The organism is Eubacterium sp. ER2, assembly GCF_000765215.1.
Taxonomy (GTDB): Bacteria; Bacillota; Clostridia; order Lachnospirales; family Lachnospiraceae; genus Claveliimonas; species Claveliimonas intestinigallinarum.
This window is the reverse complement of the sequence record NZ_JPJE01000029.1, coordinates 1-23,045: the sequence shown is the minus strand read 5'-3', so window position 1 is coordinate 23,045 and position 23,045 is coordinate 1. Positions and strand designations below refer to the sequence as shown.

Annotated in this window: 25 protein-coding genes and 2 tRNA genes; 6 read left to right on the top strand and 21 right to left on the bottom strand. The window is 52.2% G+C overall.

What is annotated here, in order from left to right; genetic code table 11:
- Positions 1-136: 136 nt before the first annotated feature.
- Positions 137-1,057 (top strand): helix-turn-helix domain-containing protein, encoded by a 921-nt coding sequence (locus tag NI21_RS0110755; RefSeq protein ID WP_033126263.1) that lies wholly within the window; start codon positions 137-139, stop codon positions 1,055-1,057.
- 35 nt (positions 1,058-1,092) lie between these two features.
- Here the strand turns inward: NI21_RS0110755 and murD are convergent, their stop codons facing one another.
- From murD to srtB, 11 genes are all read right to left on the bottom strand, one after another.
- On the bottom strand, positions 1,093-2,517 hold the full coding sequence (gene murD / locus NI21_RS0110750; protein WP_033126221.1) for a UDP-N-acetylmuramoyl-L-alanine--D-glutamate ligase: 1,425 nt from the start codon (positions 2,515-2,517) through the stop codon (positions 1,093-1,095).
- Between the two features lie 16 nt (positions 2,518-2,533).
- Positions 2,534-3,904: a hypothetical protein gene (locus NI21_RS0110745; protein ID WP_033126220.1), complete on the bottom strand. Its 1,371-nt coding sequence runs from the start codon at positions 3,902-3,904 to the stop codon at positions 2,534-2,536.
- Positions 3,905-4,010: 106 nt separating this feature from the next.
- Positions 4,011-5,489: a sulfatase-like hydrolase/transferase gene (locus tag NI21_RS0110740; RefSeq protein WP_033126219.1), complete on the bottom strand. Its 1,479-nt coding sequence runs from the start codon at positions 5,487-5,489 to the stop codon at positions 4,011-4,013.
- 4 nt (positions 5,490-5,493) lie between these two features.
- A complete protein-coding gene (locus tag NI21_RS0110735; protein WP_033126218.1) occupies positions 5,494-6,339 on the bottom strand; it encodes an aminotransferase class IV in 846 nt (281 codons plus the stop codon).
- Positions 6,336-7,676, bottom strand: coding sequence for a D-serine ammonia-lyase (locus NI21_RS0110730; protein ID WP_033126217.1), 1,341 nt, complete (start codon positions 7,674-7,676; stop codon positions 6,336-6,338). The genes NI21_RS0110735 and NI21_RS0110730 overlap by 4 nt, the downstream gene beginning before the upstream one ends.
- A gap of 29 nt (positions 7,677-7,705) precedes the next feature.
- Positions 7,706-8,755, bottom strand: a complete 1,050-nt coding sequence (locus NI21_RS0110725; protein WP_147581189.1) for a hypothetical protein — start codon at positions 8,753-8,755, stop codon at positions 7,706-7,708.
- A 141-nt stretch (positions 8,756-8,896) separates the two neighbouring features.
- Entirely contained in the window at positions 8,897-9,163 is a 267-nt protein-coding gene (gene rpsR / locus NI21_RS0110720) for a 30S ribosomal protein S18 (RefSeq protein ID WP_033126215.1), read from the bottom strand.
- Between the two features lie 32 nt (positions 9,164-9,195).
- A complete protein-coding gene (locus tag NI21_RS0110715) occupies positions 9,196-9,636 on the bottom strand; it encodes a single-stranded DNA-binding protein (protein WP_033126214.1) in 441 nt (146 codons plus the stop codon).
- An 18-nt stretch (positions 9,637-9,654) separates the two neighbouring features.
- Entirely contained in the window at positions 9,655-9,942 is a 288-nt protein-coding gene (gene rpsF / locus NI21_RS0110710; RefSeq protein ID WP_033126213.1) for a 30S ribosomal protein S6, read from the bottom strand.
- 130 nt (positions 9,943-10,072) lie between these two features.
- Complete coding sequence (locus NI21_RS0110705; protein WP_033126212.1) at positions 10,073-10,264, bottom strand: DUF951 domain-containing protein; 192 nt, start codon at positions 10,262-10,264, stop codon at positions 10,073-10,075.
- 33 nt (positions 10,265-10,297) lie between these two features.
- A complete protein-coding gene (gene srtB / locus NI21_RS0110700) occupies positions 10,298-11,323 on the bottom strand; it encodes a class B sortase (RefSeq protein WP_369792798.1) in 1,026 nt (341 codons plus the stop codon).
- Positions 11,324-11,490: 167 nt separating this feature from the next.
- Between srtB and NI21_RS0110695 the strand changes: the two genes are divergently transcribed.
- Together NI21_RS0110695 and bilS are read left to right on the top strand one after the other, a co-directional pair.
- Positions 11,491-11,886 (top strand): Zn-finger containing protein, encoded by a 396-nt coding sequence (locus NI21_RS0110695; RefSeq protein ID WP_033126211.1) that lies wholly within the window; start codon positions 11,491-11,493, stop codon positions 11,884-11,886.
- A gap of 30 nt (positions 11,887-11,916) precedes the next feature.
- Positions 11,917-12,438, top strand: coding sequence for a flavodoxin family protein BilS (gene bilS / locus NI21_RS0110690; RefSeq protein WP_052084062.1), 522 nt, complete (start codon positions 11,917-11,919; stop codon positions 12,436-12,438).
- 40 nt (positions 12,439-12,478) lie between these two features.
- On the opposite strand, the gene NI21_RS0110685 is transcribed toward bilS, so the two are convergent.
- The 5 genes from NI21_RS0110685 to NI21_RS16105 all read right to left on the bottom strand — a co-directional run bounded on the left by NI21_RS0110685 (position 12,479) and on the right by NI21_RS16105 (position 17,767).
- Positions 12,479-13,318, bottom strand: a complete 840-nt coding sequence (locus tag NI21_RS0110685) for a carbohydrate ABC transporter permease (protein ID WP_033126210.1) — start codon at positions 13,316-13,318, stop codon at positions 12,479-12,481.
- On the bottom strand, positions 13,315-14,100 hold the full coding sequence (locus NI21_RS0110680; RefSeq protein WP_330601314.1) for a sugar ABC transporter permease: 786 nt from the start codon (positions 14,098-14,100) through the stop codon (positions 13,315-13,317). The genes NI21_RS0110685 and NI21_RS0110680 overlap by 4 nt, the downstream gene beginning before the upstream one ends.
- Positions 14,101-14,170: 70 nt before the next feature.
- Positions 14,171-15,448, bottom strand: coding sequence for a sugar ABC transporter substrate-binding protein (locus NI21_RS0110675; RefSeq protein WP_033126208.1), 1,278 nt, complete (start codon positions 15,446-15,448; stop codon positions 14,171-14,173).
- 130 nt (positions 15,449-15,578) lie between these two features.
- Positions 15,579-16,925, bottom strand: a complete 1,347-nt coding sequence (locus tag NI21_RS0110670) for an MATE family efflux transporter (protein WP_033126207.1) — start codon at positions 16,923-16,925, stop codon at positions 15,579-15,581.
- The gene (locus tag NI21_RS16105) at positions 16,922-17,767 is read right to left on the bottom strand and encodes a PocR ligand-binding domain-containing protein (RefSeq protein ID WP_052084060.1); all 846 of its coding nucleotides are present in this window, start codon (positions 17,765-17,767) and stop codon (positions 16,922-16,924) included. The genes NI21_RS0110670 and NI21_RS16105 overlap by 4 nt, the downstream gene beginning before the upstream one ends.
- 177 nt (positions 17,768-17,944) lie before the next feature.
- Here NI21_RS16105 and NI21_RS0110660 point away from each other — a divergent pair, with 177 nt between their 5' ends.
- The 3 genes from NI21_RS0110660 to NI21_RS15885 all read left to right on the top strand — a co-directional run bounded on the left by NI21_RS0110660 (position 17,945) and on the right by NI21_RS15885 (position 20,041).
- Positions 17,945-19,288, top strand: a complete 1,344-nt coding sequence (locus NI21_RS0110660) for an MATE family efflux transporter (protein WP_033126206.1) — start codon at positions 17,945-17,947, stop codon at positions 19,286-19,288.
- Between the two features lie 106 nt (positions 19,289-19,394).
- A complete protein-coding gene (locus NI21_RS0110655; protein WP_033126205.1) occupies positions 19,395-19,724 on the top strand; it encodes a nucleotidyltransferase domain-containing protein in 330 nt (109 codons plus the stop codon).
- Positions 19,709-20,041 carry a HEPN domain-containing protein gene (locus NI21_RS15885; protein WP_052084059.1) on the top strand — a complete coding sequence of 111 codons (333 nt, stop codon included), beginning with the start codon at positions 19,709-19,711 and terminating at the stop codon, positions 20,039-20,041. The genes NI21_RS0110655 and NI21_RS15885 overlap by 16 nt, the downstream gene beginning before the upstream one ends.
- Positions 20,042-20,221: 180 nt before the next feature.
- On the opposite strand, the gene NI21_RS0110645 is transcribed toward NI21_RS15885, so the two are convergent.
- From NI21_RS0110645 to NI21_RS0110625, 5 genes are all read right to left on the bottom strand, one after another.
- Positions 20,222-20,293 (bottom strand) — tRNA-Cys (locus NI21_RS0110645).
- Positions 20,294-20,300: 7 nt separating this feature from the next.
- A tRNA-Glu gene (locus tag NI21_RS0110640) sits at positions 20,301-20,372 on the bottom strand.
- Positions 20,373-20,460: 88 nt separating this feature from the next.
- A complete protein-coding gene (locus NI21_RS0110635; RefSeq protein ID WP_033126204.1) occupies positions 20,461-20,949 on the bottom strand; it encodes a glycine/sarcosine/betaine reductase component B subunit in 489 nt (162 codons plus the stop codon).
- A gap of 32 nt (positions 20,950-20,981) precedes the next feature.
- A complete protein-coding gene (prdD, locus tag NI21_RS0110630; RefSeq protein ID WP_033126203.1) occupies positions 20,982-21,737 on the bottom strand; it encodes a proline reductase cluster protein PrdD in 756 nt (251 codons plus the stop codon).
- Positions 21,738-21,758: 21 nt separating this feature from the next.
- Positions 21,759-22,901 carry a DUF3810 domain-containing protein gene (locus NI21_RS0110625; protein ID WP_081958045.1) on the bottom strand — a complete coding sequence of 381 codons (1,143 nt, stop codon included), beginning with the start codon at positions 22,899-22,901 and terminating at the stop codon, positions 21,759-21,761.
- Between the last annotated feature and the right edge of the window lie 144 nt (positions 22,902-23,045).

The window sequence follows — 23,045 nt, the reverse complement described above, 5'->3', positions numbered from 1 at the left end:
TTGTAGTATAAATGTACTAAAAAATCTTTATCCTATTTTGTGATTGATTTGTACAATCTGCATTTTCTTTTTGCTTTTTCTGCAAAATTGGGCTATGATAAGCATAAGGTTAAAAACAGGAAAGGGGGAGTGCGCCGTGCCCTATATTGGGATCGACCTGAAAGACTCCATCACCGTGGGAAAGCTGTACAGCATCCACTATTTTGAATACATGAGCGACTTTAAATTTCCCGGGGAGTCCCACGACTTCTGGGAGTTTATCTGCGTGGACAAGGGGGACGTGGCCGTCACCGGGGGAGACAGACAGATGATCCTGAACCGGGGCGAGGTGGCCTTCCACCAGCCCGGGGAGTTCCACACTGTCCAGGCCACGGGCCACAGCGCCCCCAACCTGGTGGTCATCTCCTTCCAGTGCGACAGCCCGGCCATGGACTTTTTCCGCGAGAAGGTCCTCCAGGTGGACGAGACGGAGCGCAACCTCCTGGCGGATATCGTCATCGAGGCCCGGCACTGCTTTGACTGCCGGCTGGACGACCCCTATCTCCAGAACATGCCCCAGAAGGAGGCAGAGCAGTTCGGGGCGGAGCAGCTCATCCGCCTCTACCTGGAGCACTTCCTGATCCATCTGCTGCGCCGCTGCTCCCAGCCCATCCCCCTGGTGAAATCAGCCCTCCGGCCCCAGCCCCAGAAGGCCACCAAGAAAAAGAGCGACATCGAGCTCTTCAACCGGGTGGTGGACTACCTGGAGGCCCACCTGGGGGGCCACGTCACCATCGAGCAGGTGTGCCGTGAAAATCTCATCGGCCGCTCCCAGCTCCAGAAGATTTTCCGGGAGCAGAGCGGTCTTGGCATCATCGAGTACTTTTCTCTCATGAAGGTCAACGCGGCCAAGCAGCTCATCCGGACAAACAAGATGAATTTCACCCAGATCTCCGAGCAGCTGGGCTACACCTCCATCCACTACTTCTCCCGGCAGTTCAAGAAAGTCACAGGCATGACTCCCTCGGAGTATGCCTCCTCCATAAAGGCAATGGCGGACGGGGATTTCAAACCGTAAGGTCCGGAATCCCCGTCCGTCTTTTTCCGATCCGGTCAGCGGGCCGCCTGCCGGCCCTCCTGCCCGAAAATATATTGTCTGAAATACTCTCCGCGCTCTTCAAAATTTTTGAATATCCCGTAGCTGGCGGCCGCCGGCGACAGCACGCAGGCGCCGCCCTCCTCCCCCAGCTCCCTGGCCAGATCCACAGCCTCCTCCAGGTGCTCTGTCAGAGCCAGCCTTCCGCTGGCAAACAGGGTGGGATACTTTTCTTTGATCTCCCTGTAAATCCTCTTTCCCGTGGCCTCCATGAGGATGATATGGCGCACGCTGCTGCCCGTCAGATACTCCTCCAGCTGGCTGTAATCCACGCCCCGGTCCATCCCGCCGATCAGGATGCTGTCCACATTCTTCACGCTCTCCAGAGCCTGGATGGTGGTCTCCCCGATGGTGGAGATGGAGTCGTCGTAGAAGCGCAGTCCCTCCTTCACGCCAAGGTACTGAAGCCTGTGGGGAAGGGTCTGGAAGGTGCGCAGGGCCTTCAGGAATTTCTCGTCTGTCACGGAAAACTCCTTGCAGATCCCGTAGACCACGCCGATGTCAAAGTAGTTGTGCCGCCCGAACAGAGAGATGCCCTCCTCCGGGATCCGCAGGCCGCTGCCCCTGTAACGGACCGCGTTCCCGGCCACCTCGATGTCCCCGGCGCCCCGGGCTTTTTCGCCCTCCGGCACCATAACGGCGGAGATGATCTCGCCCCGGCAGGGCACGCAGGCGCTCTCCTTTCCGGCTCCCTCTATCTCCTTCCCGGGCAGTACGTCCACATTGCAGAAGAGGATGTCCCCCTCCCGCTGCCAGGCGTAGATGTTCTGCTTGGCCCGGACGTATTTTGCCATGGTTCCGTAGTGGTCCAGATGCTCCTCGTACAGGTTGAGAAGAACCGCGATGCGGGGGGACACCTGGATGTGCTCCAGCTGGTGGCAGGAGAGCTCCAGCACGATGACCTCCCCCGGCATAATATCCTCCGCGATGTCGAACACGGGGATCCCGATATTTCCCGCAAGCACGGTATCCTCCCCCGTCTCCTTCAGGATATGGTACAAAAGGGAGGACGTGGTGCTCTTCCCCTTTGTCCCGGTGATCCCCACGATCTGGTCCCGGAACCTCTCGATGAAGAGCTCTGTCTGGGACACGAACCGGCACCGGTAGACTTTCGGCTCCTCCGGCAGGACGATGCCCGGGGTCTTGAACACAATGTCAAAGGAGTCCAGAAGCTCCCTGTCCAGGTAGTGTTCGCCGGTGAACAGCTCCACCTTGTTTCCGCCGGCCTCCCTGGACGGGTCCACCTTCCTTAAGTCTGACACGGCCAGTCTCTCCCAGCCGCCGGCTTTGCAGACCAACCGCAGACTGGATCTTCCCTCTCTTCCAAATCCCAGGATCAGCACTTTCTTACCTTCTATCGTCTGACGTATCTTCTTCAGCATCCTTTTGTCTCCCCCTTTATAAACACTTTTCCTTTATCAGAGCAAGACAGGACGGCGGCAGAAGATTTTCCCCGTCAAAGTAAGTAAAGAAACGTCGGTTTTCCGGGTCCTCTTTCCTGTAGAGGCCGGAATTTTTATAGTATGCAAAAAGCTCCGGCAGAGCCTGTCCTTCTTTTTCCAGTTTGTCAATGGTGAGGGATACGGCTGCGTTCACCTCATCCCTGCTGCCCACGCATTCAAATGGTTTCTCTTTTTCCATCCCCGTGAGCTTGCGGAAATCCTCCAGCATATCCGGGTCATCCAGCATATCCCGCCCAAAGATGGCGATGATCTCCTCCCTTGTCAGGAAGGGAGACAGGATCAGGCAGACAAAGAGGCACTTGGGACAGTGTCCGCACCACTTGTCCTCCTTGCTGCCGGCGTTGCAGCTGCGGAAAATGTCGTGGAACTGGCGGCACCGGGCAAAATACCGGGCGATCTGAAATTCGCTTAAAGGACGCAGCATACTGAAATAGTAAGTCCCGCTTCCTATATGCGCCGCCTCGTAGTCGTGGAAGGCCTTCTCAAAGCGGAAGCTCTTGGAGTACTGGTGGTTCACGGTGCTCCCCTCCACTGTGCTCTCATTGGCACTGGACTCGTTGGACAGGGCGATGTACCTCAGCCCACTCATGTAGGCTGCTATTGTAGAAGAAAAAGCCACAATGGCGGAGTAGGGCGTATGCCCGTTTAAATAGCCCTGGCGGTTCAGCTCCAGCATGTTCTTGTCCAGGGTCCGCTTTACAGTCACCAGCTGGTCTTCACCATATCCGGCTCTCTCCACCGTCTTTAAGGTAGCGCCCCGGGGATTGATGATATAGCAACAGTTCTTTTCCTTCTCCCCTTCCAGAAGAGACAGGGTCACAGCCGAGTCTTTGCCGCCTCCCACAGGGATCAGGAAGCCTTCCGCCTCCCGGCTCAGAGGCTGCTCAGCCCCCTCGACATCTCCGCCCAGAGACCGGATCTCCATAAAGTCCTCCTGGTTCTCCTGGATGCCGTTTGTATAGTAGAATTCTCCAAGCCCGTTAAAATACAGATCCTTCCACCATTCACACTGCTCCTCTGTCAGGCTTCCCGCCTCCACCTTGACCACAGGGGGGCAGGCTGTCTTCCAGTAGCTGATCAGCTCCACCATACCCAGGGAAAAGACCAGCTTCTGAAATGTGCCGTTCTCCTTAAAGCACCTCTGCTCTCCCCGCTTCTTCGGGAACTCCCAGGTGGGGTGAAAGGAGGCAAGCCCGGGGATCTCAAAATCATAGACGATCCCCACCTTGTCTGCACTCTCTTCTATCTCATATCCGCGATAAATAAATTCCGGATGTTCTTTTCTCAGTTCTGTATATGAATACATACATGCACCTTCCTCGTCATTTTTTCTTTGTATATCTTATCTCATTTTGCCCCTTTTCTCAAGTCATTCCGGGCAGTTGACAGGAGGTTTTGCGCGCATCCGTTCTCTATTTTCTGCGAACCAGGCTGTCCGGCTCCAGGCCAGTGTTGTAGTCAAGCTGCGGCACTTCGTAGTCCAGCTCTTCCCTCTGCCTGGTAAAACCTGTGTAGTCCCAAGAAGGTGCGGCAGCGTGAGTGTACCAGGGCCGCTGCTCCCACCAGTATCCTCGGAAGGGATCTCGTATCTCATTCATGTGTTCCAGCAGTCTCTTCATCATGTCGTCGCGGATGCTGGCAGTCTCTTCGTCACAGATACCGTTGTGCATTTCACCCGGATCTTTCTCCAGATCATAAAATTCATCTTCGGACAGCAGGTTGATCACCAGCTTGTACCGCCCGTCGAAAATGCACCGGAGCGGCTGCCAGCCCCCAAAGCCGTCATGGTCGATCTCATAGCGGCCGAATTCCACAAATACATCCCGGCGGTCCGGACATTCCCCGTTCCGCACAAGAGGAAGAAGACTCTCACCCTGGAGCATCATCGGCTTCTGGAAGCCGAAGAAATCCCACACAGTGGCAGCCACATCGATGTGGGACACCGGCGTGTCTATCTCCCCGGATCCCTGCCCCCACAGGATAAAGGGGATGTGGGCGATCTCCTCGTAGGCTGCAGGCCCTTTTGCGTAGAGACAGTGGGACTGGGCCATATCTCCGTGGTCGCTTGTATAGAGAAGCGTAAAGTCATCCCCCAGGATCTCCCTGGCAGCCCCGGCCACCCGGCCGATCTCACTGTCCACAAAACTGTTGCACCCGAAAAGCTCCTTCATGCGGATGGTGAGGGCGTCTCTGTCCTGGTGTCTGCGGGGTCCGCTCCAGGCCTGCTGGTGGGGCGGTTTCTCTTCCAGCGTATCCCACACGTTTTCTTTTTTGGGCAGGCAGAAATCCTCATACATACTGGCAAAAGGTTCCGGGCACAGGGACGGGTCATGGGGCTCATCGTAGCTGAGAACCAAGAAAAAGTCCTCGTCTTTGTGCTTCCTGATATAGTCGATGGCCCGCTGGGAACAGCGGTAGGCATAGGTCTTCTCAAGAGGCCATGACTCTCTGTACATCGTCTGGCTGTCCCTGGACTTTCTGCGATCCTCCTCCGACAGTTCATCCAGATAATTGCGCATGTCGTACCAGTAATCCGGATCCCACCCCTCGGGACACACGCCAAGTCCAAAGTAATCGCCTCCGTCCAGATGCCATTTTCCCACATACCCTGTGGCAATCCCCTTGTCGGACAGGCGCTGGCCGATGGTCTTTACATTGTCCCCAAGTGCTAGGGAATTGGCGTAGGAACCATTGACACAGGGATACTGGCCGGTGAACAGGGCGCTCCTGGCCGGGCCGCACACAGGCTGCACGGTGTACGCCTTGTTAAACTTTACTCCCTCCCTGGCCAGCGCATCCAGACAGGGGGTTGAGATCCCCGCATTCTCATAGCAGCTGACCATATCCAGCCGCTGCGTGTCTGTCATAATCATAATAAATTGTTTCCGCATATCCTTACTCCTCTTTTGTCGCTTCATAGAATTCTTCCAGAAGGGCTGTCCGGAGCTTTTCTAGAAGTTCCCGGTTCTTCCCTCCCACCGGCCTGCCGTCAATCTCATCCGCATGCAGGCAGAGATTGCTGGAGCTGGTCACAATGACTTCCTGGGCGCTGAACAGGTCTTCCAGCGTGTAGGGTGTCTCGCTGACCGGGATCCCCAGTCTCTCGCACATCCTGATCAGATGAGCTCTCGCGATCCCCGGAAGGATCAGGTTGTCTGCCGGCGCTGTCACCAACTTCCCATCCCTGATAATGTGCACATTGCTGTGGGCACACTCTGTCACTCGTCCGCCCGGCCTGTAGAAGACCGCCTCCTGGCATCCTGCTTTTCGCGCCTTCTCTGATGCCATGCAGGAAGGGATCAGGTTCAGCGTCTTGATATTGCAGTGTAAAAAGCGGGTGTCCTCTGTGGTGATCAGCTTGATGGGCTTCTCCCCGTCTGAGATCTCCGCAGGCCGCAGCGTGATCCACAGATTTCCGGGGCCCTCGGTAAATACATGATTGCGTATCCCTGTTCCCCGTGTCACCTGATAGTAGACAAACAGGTTGCCCCTGTCCATCTTGTTCACCATCTCCTGGAGGATCTCTTTCAGCTCCTCTTTTGTCACCGGTACCTGGATATCCAGCAGCCCTGCGCTGTTGAAAAACCGGTCCACGTGCTCGTCAATAGCAAAGATCTTATAGTTCCTGGCCGGCCCCGCATCGTAGACGCCATCCCCGAACCAGCACACCCTGTCGTTCATAGGAACCGTCATCTCCTCCAGCTCGCCATATTTTCCGTTATAGTAGCCTAATGTTTTCATGGTCTCTTCTCCTCTGCTTTTTTCACATATTCTGCCCTCACATCCGCAGGAACAAGGGAGCCGCCTGTGGCCCAGACAAGGTGCGCCGCCTGTTCCATCCTCTCCTCAAGTCCCTGCTCCTTGAGATAAGCCCGACAGACCTCCTCTTTTTCTATCCTGGCCGGCCCCGCAAAAGCCGCGCAGGAGCTGGGCTCTATAAAGATCCCTTCCCGGTCCAGCAGTTCTTTCATATACACATAGAGCCGGTCATCCTGTACCGTCACCTCACCGCTCAGCAGGTGTTCCACTGTCTTGCCCACAAACTTTGACGGTCTTCCCACAGCCAGCCCGTCCGCCTCTGTCATGCCGGAAAGGCCGATATCTTGGACGCAGATCTCATTGTGAAGGCCTGTAGTCATGCCAAGGATCATGCAGCAGGCCTGGACAGGCTCCGCATAAAAGACATGCACGTGATCCCCGTAGATCAGCTTCAGGCCAAAAGTGATCCCTCCCGGCGCGCCGCCCACCCCGCAGGGAATGTAAACAAAGAGCGGATGCTCCCCGTCCACTTTGACACCTGCCGCCTCCAGCTGTCTCTGCAGCCGCAGCGCAGACACCGCGTAGCCCAGAAACAGGCTGACAGAATTTTCATCGTCCACAAAATAGCTGGCAGGATCTCTCATGGCCTCCTCCCGGCCCTTTTTCACCGCCGCTCCGTAGTCCCCGGCATACTCGATGACCTGTACGCCCTTGGAGCGGAGCAGGTCTTTTTTCCACTGCTTCGCATCCTGGGACATGTGGACGTACACCCTGAATCCCAAGGCCGCGCTGATGATCCCAATGGACAGGCCCAGATTACCGGTGGATCCTACATGCACGGCATACTGAGAAAAAAATTCCCGGAAGGGCTCCCGGGCAAAGACTTCATAACTCTGCCCTTCCTCCAGCATGCCTTCCCTGATGGCCAGCTCCTCTGCATGTTTCAGGATCTCATAGATCCCGCCCCGGGCTTTCACCGAGCCGGCCACTGCCAGATCCGAGTCCATCTTCAAAAGGAGCCTCCCTCGAAGCCCTGCCGCCTGCCGGCTGTTCATCTCCTCCTTCATGCCGCTGATCTCCCGGACCGGCGACTCGATCAGTCCCCCGTCCTTCTCCGTCTCCGGGAAGGCCCGGCGGATAAAGGGCGCAAACCTCTCCAGCCGCGCCTCGGCATCCCGCACATCCTCCATAGTCAGATCGATCTTTCTCATAGCCTCCTCTGTACTCTCAAGCAGCGGGTTGATCCAGGTCACTTCCTCTGCTTTCCGCAAGCTCCCCACGATGGGGGCCTTCTCTTCCAACCTATCTGTGTTTACCATTTTTATACCTCCTGTAGTCGTATGAAGTACTATAAGTCTTCCGGGGAAAAGTAGTAGATTTTTTCCTCCCACTCTCCCTGGGACATGGCATTTACATCTCTCGCCTCCGTCCTGTGGATCAGGAGACTATCTCCCACTGCCACCATAACTCCTCCCCATGCGTGATAGGAATCATCCGCCTTCTTAGTTTCCATAGTGGAGAGGTCAACCGTGTACAGTCCTCTGTCTCCTGAATCCACGTAATAAATATATTCTCCCATAAGTGTACAGTTATTGCCAGAAATTTCTGTACTTTTCTCATCCCCTGTATCATCCACGTTTACCGAATATAGGAAGCCTCCAGACGAAAAAAGAATTCTTCCATTCCAGAGGTAGTATGGCGTACCGGTATCATATCTCCCATCTTCCGCCCACTTATCATAATAAAAAACACTGCCATCCACCGCTGCAAGTCTTACGGTCTGAGGTTCGTCAAATCCCCTGAGTTCCTCCACGCTTCCGTCAGATTTCACATGCATGAATTTCCTTTCATCCACGGTAAAATATACACCCGTGTCATCTGCTGTACATAGACATATATCGCTCGTATCTTCCATCGGTATCTGGTATCCTGGGAAGAGAGTGGAAATTTCTGTCTGGCACACCGTATCGTAGAGGATAAGGCAGCCATCATCCCTAACCATATATAGAATGTCTCCTCCCGCCTTTACAGCCACGATTTCTCCGTACCCTACCGGCTCTGCCTCAGGGCTGTCAACAGTCAGATCCACCTTCATCCGGGCCATATCCAAATCGCTTATATAATAGAGCGTCTTGTCTATCACCGCCATATTTCCGGATAAGGAATATGTAAAATATTCCCAGGATTTTTCGTCACTGGGAGATTCCTTTATAATTTGCGCCCGACCTGTCTGTTCCCCTTCCTGCACTTTTCTCCATGTCTCTCCCTGCATCTCTTCCGATTGTCCCGCACCTCTCTCCTGTCCAGTACCAGTCTCCCCAGAGAAACCTTGGCACCCCACTGTCAGAACCACTGCCAGCGAGAACGCCAACGCTGGCAGCACTGTCCGTTTCTTCATCACCTTCCCCCTTCTAACATCATATTTTCTTTCATTATAGATGCTGGAGCCTCTGCGCACAACCAACTCCACGAAATTCTATAGGAATAAAAGAGCGGCAGATGGAATTTCCATCTGCCGCCCGGCATTTCACCCTACAGATTAGTCCTGAACATATGGCATTAAAGCGATATGTCTTGCTCTCTTGATAGCTACTGTCAGAGCTCTCTGATGTTTTGCACAGTTTCCTGTAATTCTTCTGGGAAGAATCTTTCCTCTCTCAGAGATATATTTTCTTAACTTTGCTACATCCTTGTAATCGATCTCATTGTTCTCTTTTCCACAGAACACGCAAACTTTTTTTCTTCTGCGTCCGCCGCCTCTTCTCTTGAAGCCGCCTTCAGGACGATTTCCTTTCTCGAAAGCCATGATGGTCTCTCCTTTCTATACACAATATGTCCTTAATTAAACGGTAATTCTTCGTCTATTCCATCTGGAATATTCATGAAGCCGTCACCGGCCGGTGCGGCTGGTGCCGGTTGGGGAGCTGACTGGAAACCGCCTGCATGTGCATCGCTTGCAGCTTTGCTCTCGGCAAATTCCTGTTCTTCCACTACAACCTCTGTTGTGTATACCTTCACGCCGTCCCTGTTGGTGTAGCTGCCCGTCTGGATCCGTCCGCAGACAACGATCTTCAGTCCCTGTCTGTAGTATCTCTCCGCATGCTCAGCCTGTTTTCCGAAAGCAACGCAGGAAATAAAATCTGCGCTCTGCTCTCCGTCACGCTTGAACCGGCGGTCTACAGCCAGTGTAAATCTGGCGATGGCCAGCGGATTCTCTCCCTGTGAGTATCTCACTTCCGGGTCTCTCGTCAAACGTCCCATCAAAATTACTTTATTCATTCTTCTACCTCTCTTATACTATGCCTCTTGTTTTACGCATAAATATCTGAGTACGTTATCCATGATGCGAATTCTCTGCTCGATCTCGCCTGGAACTGTAGCATCAGCTTCGAAGTGGACGAAATAGTAATAAGCTTCTTTCATCTTCTGAATTTCGTAAGCGAGTCTTCTCTTACCCCATTCATCAACGTCTGTCACATTGCCGCCGAAACGAGTGATCATGTCTTTCACTTTCTCGATGACCTGTGCTCTCTCTTCGTCTTCGATCTTTGCATTGACTACAACAGCTAACTCATACTTATTCATGTAGTTTGCACCTCCTTCTGGTCTTTTGGCCCCTGGCTTTCTGCCGGGAGCAAGGATACCCTTCCGGACGATTTCCGGTCGGATACTGATATATCACGAGTTAATATGATATCATATGGTCTTGCTTATTTCAAGCTTTTTTCCTTAAATCTTTTGTATTTTTCTCCACAAGTTTTCTCGCGATCATGATCTGGTGCCCGCATCCTGTACACTTCAGGCGGAAATCCGCCCCTACCCGGAGGATCTCCCACTCAAAGCTCCCGCAGGGATGCTTTTTTTTCATCCTGACAATATCTCCCACTTCGTATGTGTACGGTGTCATCTTTCTTCCTCCCTCATGCTCCTGTCTTTTTATTTAATTAATCTGCTTTTCACTTTCTTTCACTCCCACAACTACCATCCTGTGCTCGTCGCTGGCCCGGGTACAGGTAGACAGCGTCACCACGGTGTCCTGGGTAGTCACCTCCACGCCTGTGTCGTAGGCGGATGCCTCCTTCGTATAGTCCAGAAAAGCCTGGTAGGCGGCATCATCGGCAAAGTCCGTCAGGTACGTGTCCGATGTCTCCGTCACCTGCCCTGCCGCATAGATGTGGTAGGTGATCTCACGCCCGTCCGGCGTATAAATATAGAAGTAGGGATTGGCCTCCCAGAAAGACTGCTCCTCATACTTGGCCAGGTCGTGGAACATGGAACTGTCGTTCATACGGTGTCCGTATATGATGGTATTTCTGTCATTAAAGTCCGGGTTATTGTACGTATTTACAAAAATAGCCCCCACCGTGTTGTCACTGGCAGAAAAAGTCTTATTCAGATAGGTGCTGTTGTCCGCCGTCTGGACCAGGGGATAATTGATCTGGGCCGGTTCCGGGTCAAAGCGGATCCATCCCACCGTGTCCGGATTGATCCCCATCAGTGTGTCAAAATCCACCGTGAACTGGTTCTCTCCGTCCTCAGACTCCTCCTCCGTGATAGCAAGCTCTTTCACTTCGTCGTACTCCTTGCGTCCCTCGTAATACCCCGAGATAATGTGAAAAAGCTGAAAGGCAGACACGCAGAAGACGATGACAGCCACCACAAGGATGATGTTGCTGATCATGCGCCCCTTCCGTCCATTCTTTTTCTCGCCCTTTCCGGGAGTTTTCCCTTTCTTTTTCCCGGCGCCCGCTTTGCCTCCGGAAGCAGCTCTTCTCTTCCCTGTAGCCTTAACCTGGTCCGGTGTTCGCAGATCCTCATCTTCCTCCAGATCGATCCACTCGTTCTCCCAATCTTCTTCCGGCCGTCTCTCCACCTGACGCGCAGCCCTTTCCCGGCTGCTGCCGCGGCTCCCGGCCAGGCTGGAAGAGCGCCTTCTCCCTCTATGGTAATGCTTCTTTTCGCTCAATGTCTTAACTCCTTTTCTTCATAAACACACGTCACATTGCACGATGCCTGTTCTTTCCCAGTATAACACATCAAAAGATGCGCTTCTATTATTTTATATATTTTTAATTTCCAGTTTATTGACTTTGCAGGCGGTGCGAGTATGATTGCAGATAGGAGGATGAGAAAATGAAAGAAAAACTGATACGATTTATGGCCGGACGCTACGGCTTTGACTCTTTGGGAAAGGCAACCCTGATCGTTGCTCTTATCGTGATGATCCTGTCCGGTTTCTTTGAGAGCGCCATCCTGTCGCTCCTTTCCTGGGCTCTGATCATCTACACATACTTCCGGCTGTTTTCCAGGAACATTTACAGGCGCTCTGCCGAGAACCAGGCCTACCTGGCAAAGACACGCCGGATCCGCACCTGGTTCGCCACCCAGAAGAACCTGATGGCACAGCGCAAGACCCACCACATCTACAAATGTCCCACCTGCCGGCAGAAGATCCGGGTTCCGAAAGGCAAGGGCAAGATCGAGATCCGCTGTCCCAAATGCCAGACCCGGTTCATCAAGAAGAGCTGATAAAGATATCATGAAAGAAGGTACGTGCATATGTTGGATTATTTAGTTTTATACAACAGCCAGTCCGGAAACACAAAGAGCGTAGCTGCCGCCATCTTCTCCGCCCTGCCGGAGGGCTCCAGAGATCTGATCGACATAGACAGCGGCAAGCCCATCCCCGAGGCTTCCACTTATTTTATCGGCTTCTGCGTTCACAGAGGCTCCTGCTGCATAGAGGTGAGCGATCTGCTCAGCTCCCTGGAGAATAAGAACATTGCCCTCTTCGGCACCTGCGGCATGGGAAGATCCGCGGAATACTACAGCCTTATTGAGAAAAATGTCAGCGCATGGATCAACAGCAGCTGCCGCTACCTGGGCTGTTACATCTGCCAGGGAAAGATGCCCATGCAGGTCCGCCAGAAATACGAGAACATGCGCACCAGCGAAAACGCCCCGCAGGTAGACGGGTTTATCCGAAACTTTGACTGCGCCATGACTCACCCGGACCGGGAGGATCTGAAAAAGGCACAGGAATTCGCATTATCCTGCATTTCCCATGCCTCCTGTGTTTAAACAGATCTGCTGATTCCTTTTATCAATCTGGCATGATCTTTTACCCCTTGATAGATCCCCCTGTCATTCCTCTAACGAGAAGTTTCCGGAAGACAAGCGCTGCAATGGCCGGCGGCAGAATGATCAGCATCCCCGCAGCAGCAGTAATTCCGTAAAGCACTGTGTCTTTTGTCATAAACTCCGAGGCCACAATGGCCGCCGGCTTTGTGTCATTATTCGACGCCAGGATCAGGGGAATCTGAAACTGACTCCAGGCGCTCAGGAACATAATGAGCATACTGGCACATATGATAGGATAGGACACCGGAAGTATGATCCGGAAAAATGTCCTTAGCCGTCCGCAGCCGTCCACAAGGGCGGCTTCTTCTAATTCCCTGGGTATCGTCGAAAAGTAATTGCTCATCAGCCAGATGCTCATAGGCAGAAAGGAGCTGGCATATACCATGCTCAGCCAAAAAGTGCTGTTGAGCAGTTCCATAGCCGAGAACATCCTGTATAGAGGAATGATAGTCGCAAACACCGGAATGACCATAGTAATCAAGATCGCGTTCTTGATGATCTTCTTCCCCCTGAACTCCATCCTGCTCAGAGTGTAGGCTGTGACTGCAGCCACAGGAATCCCGATGACAAGTGTACACGCCACTGCCTTCAGAGAGTTCTCAAGCCCTCGGAAAAGCCGGATATGCTGCTGACTGATAGAATCAAACAGCGTAAGATAGTTATCCCAGGTAATCTCGCTGGGGAACATGTTCATAGTGTTTTTAAACATCTCATACTCCGGTGTGACAGAAATCGAGAAGGCCCACACAAAAGGTCCCACTGTCAAAACAAGAAAGATAACCACCGCCACCCAGTAGAGAGGAGAAACTTTTTTCTTCAAAATTCCACCTCCCTGTTCAGACTTCTAAGATAAAAGAACCCAAGCACGGCCGCCATCAGCATAATCAGATAAGTAAGAGCGCTCCCCTTTCCAAAATCCAGAAAGGAGAAGGTCGTGAGATAACTCTCGATCAGAAGATTTTTCCCCAGATCTTTGTACCCTGCAAGGGCTACGATCTCGTCAAAAATATTGATGGCCGTGATCGATGCAGATGTAATGCCAATACCGATAAAAGGCATCATGAGCGGTGCCGTTATATATCGGAAGACAGTCACCCTGCCGCCGCCGTCTATCTTTGCTGCCTCATAGAGTTCTTCCGGGATAGCGTGCAGCCCCGAGAGACAGACGATCGCACAGAACGGAATACTCCTCCACGCCACCACGATAGCCACGATCAGAAGAAGCAGCCACCGGTCTGTCAGCCACATAATGGGCTCTTCTATAAAATGCAGCCTGATAAGGAGCTTGTTCATAAAACCATATCCTGGATGAAAAATAAAACGCCATATGATCCCATTCACAATGGGCGGGAGCGCCCAGGGAAGGACGGCCAGCGCCATCAAAAGCCCCGATATCTTTGTATCCACATTGAGCAGAAGAGCCACACCAAACCCCAGGACTGTAGTCAGGATAACAACTACGACAAGGAGGAACAGAGTATTTTGCAAGCTATACATAAAAGAGTCTGAAGTAAGGACATCCACATAGTTGGACAGGCCCACAAAGTCTGTGTCCTCCGGGCTGGTCAGCTTCATCTCCTTTAAGCTATATGAAAATGTCATGATCGTCGGATAAAACACCAACACGCCCATTATAAGAATAATGGGCGCCAGTAATGCATAAGGTAATATCTTACTTCTTTTCAATTAATTCATTCACTTTCGCATTCATCGCATCAAATGCCTCCTGGGGAGTCTGCTCTCCGAGAACCATCTGATTAATGTTATTGTACATAGTGTTGCTCATCTCAGAATAGTAGGAAGGAACGCCATTGGGAAAAACAGACTTGATCAGGTCTGCCTCGTCCAGCATGGCCCCTGCATTTTCAAATGTGCCATCTTCTACCATTTCTGCCAAGACTGAGTTTCTTGTCGGAATGGAACTGTTGACTGCGTACATTCTCTTCTGGACATCTGCTGAGCTGTACCATTTAACGAACTCCTGGGCTGCTTCTTTGTTTTCTGAGAAGGAAGTAATTCCAACTGCTTCCGGAAGAGCCATTGTCTGCGGAGATGTTCCGTCTGTTCCCGGAAGAAGGATAGGAACAATGTTTCCGATCTCTGAGCACTGCTCAGGATCATTGCTGATACCCACAAACTTGGTAGGACCTACCATAAAGCTGGCCTCGCCCGATGTGATCTTGCGGTAGCAATCCATGCCATTGAAAGAAATAGATGCTGGATCCACAAATCCATCCTGCACAAGCTGGTTCTCAAATGTCAGAGCATCCATGACCGCTTCTTCATTCAGTGTATCGTCATCATTGAACACCTGGCCACTTCTTGAGAAGGCCATCCACATCATGGAAGTGGTGGCAGACTCATCCGCGTTCATCGGCATTGTGTAGGGATACTCTACGATCCCTGCTTCTTTGATCTTTTTCAGAGCATCATATACCTCATCCCAAGTCTCAGGAACTTCTGTAATTCCAGCCTGCTCAAAATGCTCTTTATTATAGTAGGCGATCCGGTAATCATTTGCATAAGGCACAGCAAGTATCTCACCATCAATGGTAAAGGTCTCAAGCGTAGGCATGTCCTCCTTGTCCTCATCTGTCATCTCGATAGGCTCCAGCCATCCCGCGCTGTTCATCTCTCCTACCCATGACCAGTCTACCTCGATCACGTCAGCTGCTGCCTCTCCGCCGCTGGCCGCAATAGACACCTTATCCCGGATATCATCCCAGCTCACCTCATTAAAAATGACAGAGATACCTGTCTCCTCCGTGAATTCTGCCAGCAGCTCATCTCCCGGGTTTGCCCAGTCAGGCGCCATAAAAGTGATTTCCTTACTTTCACCGGATGAAGAGCTTTTCTCTCCGCTTTCACCGCTGCTGTCCGAGCCGCATCCTGCTGTCAGTGTCGCTGCCATAGCAGCACAGAGCAGCATGCTCACCAGTTTCTTTTTCATAATTGTATACCTCCTACCATACCTTTTTCTCTGGTATCAAAGAAAGTATATCAAGCAGGGAATTGGGCGTCTAATCGTTTTTTCACATGTATGATCCCACTTATCGTTTTCATCAATATGTCCTGCGGGTTTACTCTCTCGTAAGCTTCCGTATCCAGTTCCCGTAGTGGGACTCCAGAAAGGCAGGCACGCATTTAAATATCTGGTCTGCGTTGAGGCAGCACACCACCACCGCCGGAGAAGCCTTCACCACAAAAGCCATAGCAAAGGACAGGGGGATGACGATCATCCAGATGCTGACCAGGTCCATCTTCACCACGAACATGGCATTGCCGCCGCCACGGATGATGCCGTTGTTGGTGGGCATCTGGTAGGACATACCCACACAGACCACGCTCAGGATGATGAGGAACGTATTCATCATCTCCATCGCCTCCGGGGACAGGTCATAGAGCGTCATAACGGGGATGCGGATCAGAAAGAGGAGCAGGCCGGACACAAGGCCGATCACCACGAACATCCTCTGCATGATGGAGGAGTAATGCTTCACAAGAGGGATGTTGCCCGTCCCGATAGTCTTTCCCACAATGACCGATGCGGTGGAGGAAGCCCCCACAGACATGGATTTCACCAGCAGGAACAGGGTGGACGCCGCGCTGTTTGCCGCAATGGCAGCAGCGCTCATGTGCCCCAATATGACTGTCTGCAGAGCTGTGTTGAGCCCCCACAGTCCCTGCACCACCAGCATGGGCAGGCACACCCGGAAATAGTCTCCCGCCATCAGGCGGTCCGCCCGGAAATAATCTTTCAGCTGCAAATGCAGCTTTTTTTCTTTTTTCGCTATATAGACAAGGAGCACAGCGCACTCCGCGATCCTGGCCGCCAGCGTCCCTATGGCCGCTCCTTTCGCCCCCAGCTCGGGCGCTCCGAATCTCCCGTAGATCAGCACATAATTGATACAGCAATTGACGCAGAACGCCATGACCGACAGCCAGAAGGCGATCTTTACCGTCTCCACGCTCCGCAGCGTGGCCAGCAGGATGATAGTCACCGCGAAGAAGACGTAGGTGTATTTTACGATCCCCAGATAGGCTGTCCCCTCCCGTATGATGGACTCTTCCGTGGTAAAGAGCCCCACCGCTCTCTGCGGAAAGAGGCTGACCGCCGCAAAAAGAACGACTGCTATAAACAGTCCCGCCCGCATGGCCACCGAGGAGATCTTCCGCATGGGCTCTGTCTGCCGTTTTCCCCAGTACTGGCTGCAGAAGATCACAAGCCCGTCCCCCAGAGCCAGAAGGAGCTGCTGATAGACAAACTGGATCTGGTTCACAGCCGCCACGCCGGAGAGGGCGGCCTCACTGTACCCTCCCAGCATCACATTGTCCGCCAGATTGACACTGATGGTCACCACATTCTGGAGCACCAGCATGATATAGATGGAAAAGAAATTTCTGTAGAATCCTTTTTCTGTTTTCATGCCTTCTGACCGCCTTCCCTCTCCTGGTTTCTTCTGTATTCCCCGGGCGTACATCCGATATATTTTTTAAACTGCCGGGAGAAATAATTCTGATTGGAAAATCCGTTCTCCAAAGCAACTGAATAGATGGACTTTTCCGAATTTCTCAGGCTTCTGCATGCATTGGTAAGTCGCACACCCATGAGATAGCGGTACACAGAGGTGCCTGTGTACTCGCGGAACAGCTGGTTCAGCCTTGTCTTGCTGTACCCGAACCAGCGGCACAGCCCTTCCAGAGTAATGTCCTCCCTGTAATGCTCTTCCAGATAGCGGATGATCTCTTTGGCCGTTCCAGTGGCAGTGACCGGGAACTGATGATGGTTGGCTATATAGTCCGCACAGACCCTGCACATGGTCACAAAAGCCCCGATCTCTTCCAGATCGATGCGCACCAGCTTTTTCACCCCCTCCGCTATCTCCTCCTCGCTCCCCAGGTTCATCTGCCTGGCTTTCTGCATCACCTCTTCCGCGGCTCCCTCCCGCTTTTCCAGCATCTGCCCGGTCATCATATACCCTGCCAGGCGCCCGTAGTGGTAGAGGGGGAACACTGCCTCATACAGCCCCATATGGCACCGGTAAATATGTACTTTGTGCTCCTCCCGCACCGTTGCAAAAGCCTCTCTGTTGTCCCGGCCGCATCGTTCACATCCCTGGGAGTTCCTGGTCACCAGGCTGCAAAAATAGGCGCCTGTATCCGGATACCTGGCAACAGAATGCCCCTCCAGGTCATACACGTCGATGAGGATGCCCGATATGGCATACAGCTGCTTTAAAATATCTTCCAGCGAAATGATCTCTGACATATTTCTTCCCCCTGCTCTTCCCGGACATGAATAGTATCTTCTGACATATGTGTCCGATTGTGCTAATCATAAACATATTATACATTGTTTTCCCTTTATCTTCCATATAATATATTTTTTGCGGAATATCCAAATGGACTTATATTTTTAAAACACGTGGAAAGGATATGATCTACTATGAACTTTATGCAGGATATGACAAAAGGATCTCCGTTCAAGCTTCTTCTGTCTTTTTCTATTCCCCTTCTTATCGGAAGTCTGTTCCAGCAGTTTTACACCATGGCGGACTCCATTATCGTGGGGAAATTTGTCGGCGCGGACGCCCTTGCTTCCATCGGCGCCTGCTCCTCTGTTATCTATTTGCTGTTTTCCCTTTTTCTCGGGCTTTCTGCCGGAATCGGGATCGTGATCTCCCAGTATTTCGGCGCTGGTGACGGCAGCACAGTGCGCAAAGGCATTGCCTGCTCTGTGTACATCCTGCTGGCAGCTTCTATTTTGCTGACACTGATCGGCCTTACGCTTGCCAGACCAATTCTCACCTTCCTTGGCACACCGGAGGAGATCATGCAGGATGCTGCCGTCTATTTCCAGATCACCAGCGGAGGGATCGTGGCCGTCGCCTTTTACAACGGCATCTCCTCCATCCTCAGAGCGCTGGGAGACAGCCGGACGCCTCTGATCTTTCTGGCTCTGGCCGCTCTTTTAAATGTGGGGCTGGACCTGCTCTTTGTCACGGTATTCCACATGGGTGTTGCGGGCGCCGCCCTGGCGACGGCCATTGCCCAGTTCTCCTCCGCCTGCGCCTGCCTTGTCTTCTCCCTGAAGACAAACTCGTATTTTCATATTAAAAAAGAGGAATTCCGTCCGGATACAGGCCTGATACGGCGGATGATGCACATCGGACTCCCCCTGGCGCTGCAGAACGCCATGATTGCCTTCTCCTGCGTCATGCTCCAGAGTGTCATCAACTCCTTCGGCACCATGATCATGGCTGTCTTCACTGCCACCAACCGCATTGAAAATCTGGTAAATCAGATCTACATAGCCGCCAACACGGCCCTGTCCAACTACACAGCCCAGAACCTGGGAGCAGGGAACACAGACAGGGTCCGCGCCGGCACCCGGTGCTGCATTCAGATCACTGTAGGATTTTCGCTCCTCATGGTCCTTGTCATGTACCTGTGTGGTCACATGTTCATGGGATGGTTTGTGGCCGACCGGCAGGTCATTGAGACCGGCGCCCAGGCCCTGAAGCTGATCAGTCTGTTTTTTGTCTTCTGGGGACTCCTCTACGTCTTCCGCGGCATTCTGAACGGAGCCGGGAACGCAGGGTTCGCCCTTGTCAGCGGGATCCTGGAAGTCGTTGGCAGAATGGGGTGCGCCTTCCTTCTCACCTCCATTCCCTTTATCGGACAGTGGGGAATCTGGCTGGCCGAGGGGCTCACATGGATCCTTGTATCCGCAGCCGGAGCCATCTGCTATTTCCGCGGAAAATGGACGCAGAAGAAACTGATAGCATAATTCTCCGCCTGAATTCTGTATGCCGCTCCTTCAACTTTTCTCACTTGATTGATTTCGTCCTTAAAATAAGGTACAATAACTTCAAACAGGAGAAAGGAGGCACACCATGGAAAATTACACAAATCTGCTGAAAAAATTAATCCCCGGACTTGTCCGTATTTTTCAGGATTCAATTACAAGTATCATCCTCTATGGCTCTGTGGCAAGAGGAACTCAGACAGAAGAATCAGATATTGACATCGCTGTCCTGGTCAGATCATATACCAAAGAGATGCACGAACAGATGACAGATCTTGTCGTAGACTTGGAATTAGAATATGACAAAGTCCTTTCCGTGCTCCTTATTGATCATGATAAATTTGCAGAGTGGGAAAATGTAATGCCATTTTATAAAAACGTGAAAAAGGAAGGGATTGTATTATGGCCGGCAGCATAAAAGATTTATCAAGATACCGGTATGAAAGATCCTCTGAAGAACTAGAAAACGCAAAAGCAATGTTGGAAACCGGTAAATATAAGCTTGCTCTTAACCGATCCTATTATTCTATTTTTCACGGTATGCGCGCAGTAAATGTCCTGGATGAATTTGACAGCAGCAAGCATAGCGGTGTCATTGCCCATTTTAATCAATACCATGTTAAGACAGGCGATTTTTCTAAAGAAGCATCGAAGATCATCCGAACATCTTCTGAAATGCGTGAACATGCTGACTACGAAGATTTTTTCGTTGCTTCCCGCCAGGATGCTGAGTAACAAGTTCAAAAAGCTCAAACATTTCATGAATTTATTACCAACTATCTACAGAAAAAAGAAATATTGTAAAGCAGTAAGTATCCCGTTTCCTGTCCTGACACAAAATCGTACAACTTCTTCTCAAATTTAAAGTGCTTCAAGCTCTTATAAACAAAGAGTTTGAAGCACTTTAAATTTGAAAGGCGCAGACCGGATTTGAACCGGTGAATCGAGGTGTTGCAGACCTGTGCCTTACCACTTGGCTACTGCGCCTGATACATGACTCCGACGGGAATCGAACCCGTGTTACCGCCGTGAAAGGGCGATGTCTTAACCTCTTGACCACGGAGCCAGATACGATATAGACAGTCAGCTCTCTCAAGCTGACTGTGAGATATCGTATCACACTCCGCTGTAAATTGCAAGGCATTTTTTTATTTTTATCCCTTTTCCTCCCACTTGCGCATTTTCAGTTTTAAAAGCGCAAGCGCTTTTCTGGCGTCCGTCTCTGTCACAGTATTTTCTGCCAGCATTTTCGTCTCATCTCCCGGCTGATCCATCCTGTCCAGCGCTTTGTAATAGCAGATCACGCCGTCCAGGTGGTCGTTTTGGACTACAAAGTCCTTTGCAGGGCACTGGCTTAAGACTGCCGTGGGGACGCCCCGCTTTTCCGTCTCCTCAATAGCATGCGCAAAATCCACATGATTATTCCCGATCCCATTGCAGGAGAAAATGGCGCCGTCCACCCGCATACATTCCAGTGAGACACCCACTCTCTCCGCCGAAAGATATTTGTCTTCGTTCTTATCCGGGGATCCTACAATCACGATCCCCCTCAGGTTGACGTCCCTGTCCTCCGACAGCACCTCCACCAGAGGATCTCTGTAATAGTGGAGCGTGGTCTCTTTCATGCTTGTACCTATACCCATAGTCTCCTCTCCTTTCCGCCAGGGTCTCCCGCCTAGTCCATTGCGTGCATAATGCCGTCACGGAATTCGTTGGGCGTCACCACCACCGGCATCCATCCCATATCAATGACAGAGCGTCCGCCCTCGTAGCCGCAGGGCTCATTTCCAAACAGCCTCGTGTCGTACACAGCCCCCTGCCCGGAGACTTCCTTGACGATCACCACATCCTTGCGGCCCGGCTCATAGGTCTCCTGGAACACGTGCTTTTCCGTGCACTTGTACCCGTTGAATTTCTTCATCTGTTCCCGGAAGATCTGGCAGAACACATCGCAGGCTCTGTGGATCGCCTCCGGACCGGGCCGGTCCGCCCAGGTCCCCTCCCGCAGCACCACGTCAAAGGAGATCAAAAGGTCACTCTCCAGGGGAGTCCCGGGCCTGCCCCACGCGATCTTGTCCCGCAGGATCCCATCGCTGGCGCCAAAATTGCACACCTGCCGGCCGGCCTCATCCACCCCTGTCAGGATCACATACACCCCCGTCAACGTGTGGGTAATCCCCTCTCCCACCTTTCCAAGCACTTTCGCGGAGAGAGGGATAACGTCCATCACCGTGTTGGTGTGCTGGTCATGCTCGTCGGGCCGGATGATCCGGATCGAAATGTCCTTGATCAGCGGTTCCTTCTCCCGGATCTTTTCCGCCACAGACGGACACACTGTCATATGCCCGTCCAGTGTAACCCGGTTTTCTTCCCCGTATTCCAACGAGGATATGTGGTAGGCCCTCACGGTAAGTCTTGTTCCTGTCTCCATCTGTCATCCCTCCTGTATTTTTTATAAATGTCCTTCTTCTCTGTAATATGTAAGGATCATCTCCACCATCCGGTCATAGCTGGCTACTCCGTCCTCCTGCCCGTTGGCCTTCAGATAACTGTCGTTGATCTGGTCCGACACCTCGGCCACCGGCGTGTCATACTTCCCCCAGAACCTGCTGTTGGCTTCCAGGTCCGCCTCCGCTTCCTCCGACAGCTCACTTCGCACTTCCTCGTAGGCATCCGGATCCACATCATAGAGCGCATTTGTACAGTAGATCCACCCCAGCATATAGCCGCTGTAGTTAAACTCCAGGCTGTCTGCCCGGGTGCTGGCCAGATATCCTATAAAATTCGCTTCCTGCTCCTGCATGAATCCTCGCAGGTGAGCCAGCTCATGGCAGGCTGTAAAAGGAATGTTATAGGCAACCATATCCGTATTGTAATTTGCCTCTATCGTAAAGGGCGAGTAAATCCCTGTCAGCTGCTGGACGGACAGGATCCAGGAAAATTCCAGGCCATTGGGCTGCGGATAGCAGCCCTCCAGGCAGGGGTATTCCAGTGCCAGCTTTTCCATTGCCCGCACAGCGTGGACAGACACATCCTCTGTCAGCACCATGATCCCGTTTTCATCCCGCTTTACCTGCTGCCCTGTCCGGTTCACCGCCGATGTCAGCTCCTCACAGACTGCCTCCAGTTCCTCCACCGTGGCCCCCTCCCACGTAAGCCCCGTCTCCTGCGCGAAGGAGCTCCTGTGATAGTTCACGCCGCAGAAAGCGGCATAGAGAAAGAATAAGATCCCGGCCGCCAGAAAGATCCCTGAGAAAAAGGCTGCCAGGGGCTCTCTCACATTCTTTCCCCGCCGGCATCTGTACACAGTCTTTATGATCTGCCACACAAGAAAGGCGATCAGCACATACAGCATAAACTCAGACGCAGAGAAGGCGAATATGCCAAAAAAACGACCCAGTGTAGCCACAAAAAAGGAGTAGACGTGAAGCGTGTACCACTGGGCAAACTCTCCGGATACTGAGGCGGCAAACAGAAGAAGAAACGCCGCAGCGAAAAGGACAATGCCCGCCACAGCCCGTCTCACAGCTGTCCCGTAAACATTGTTTCTCTTCTCGTCCCGTATTTCTCTCACCTTTCTCTCCTCTGTCCCCATGCCCGTCTCCTCTTTTGTCGCTTCATTTCCTGGTTGTAATCACATTATACACCCTCCCTATATTGTCAAGTGATTTTCCTTTAAAATAAAGGTTTTTCAAGTTACTATCTCAGATGAATGAGCCATGGAGATGGGCATTTCTCT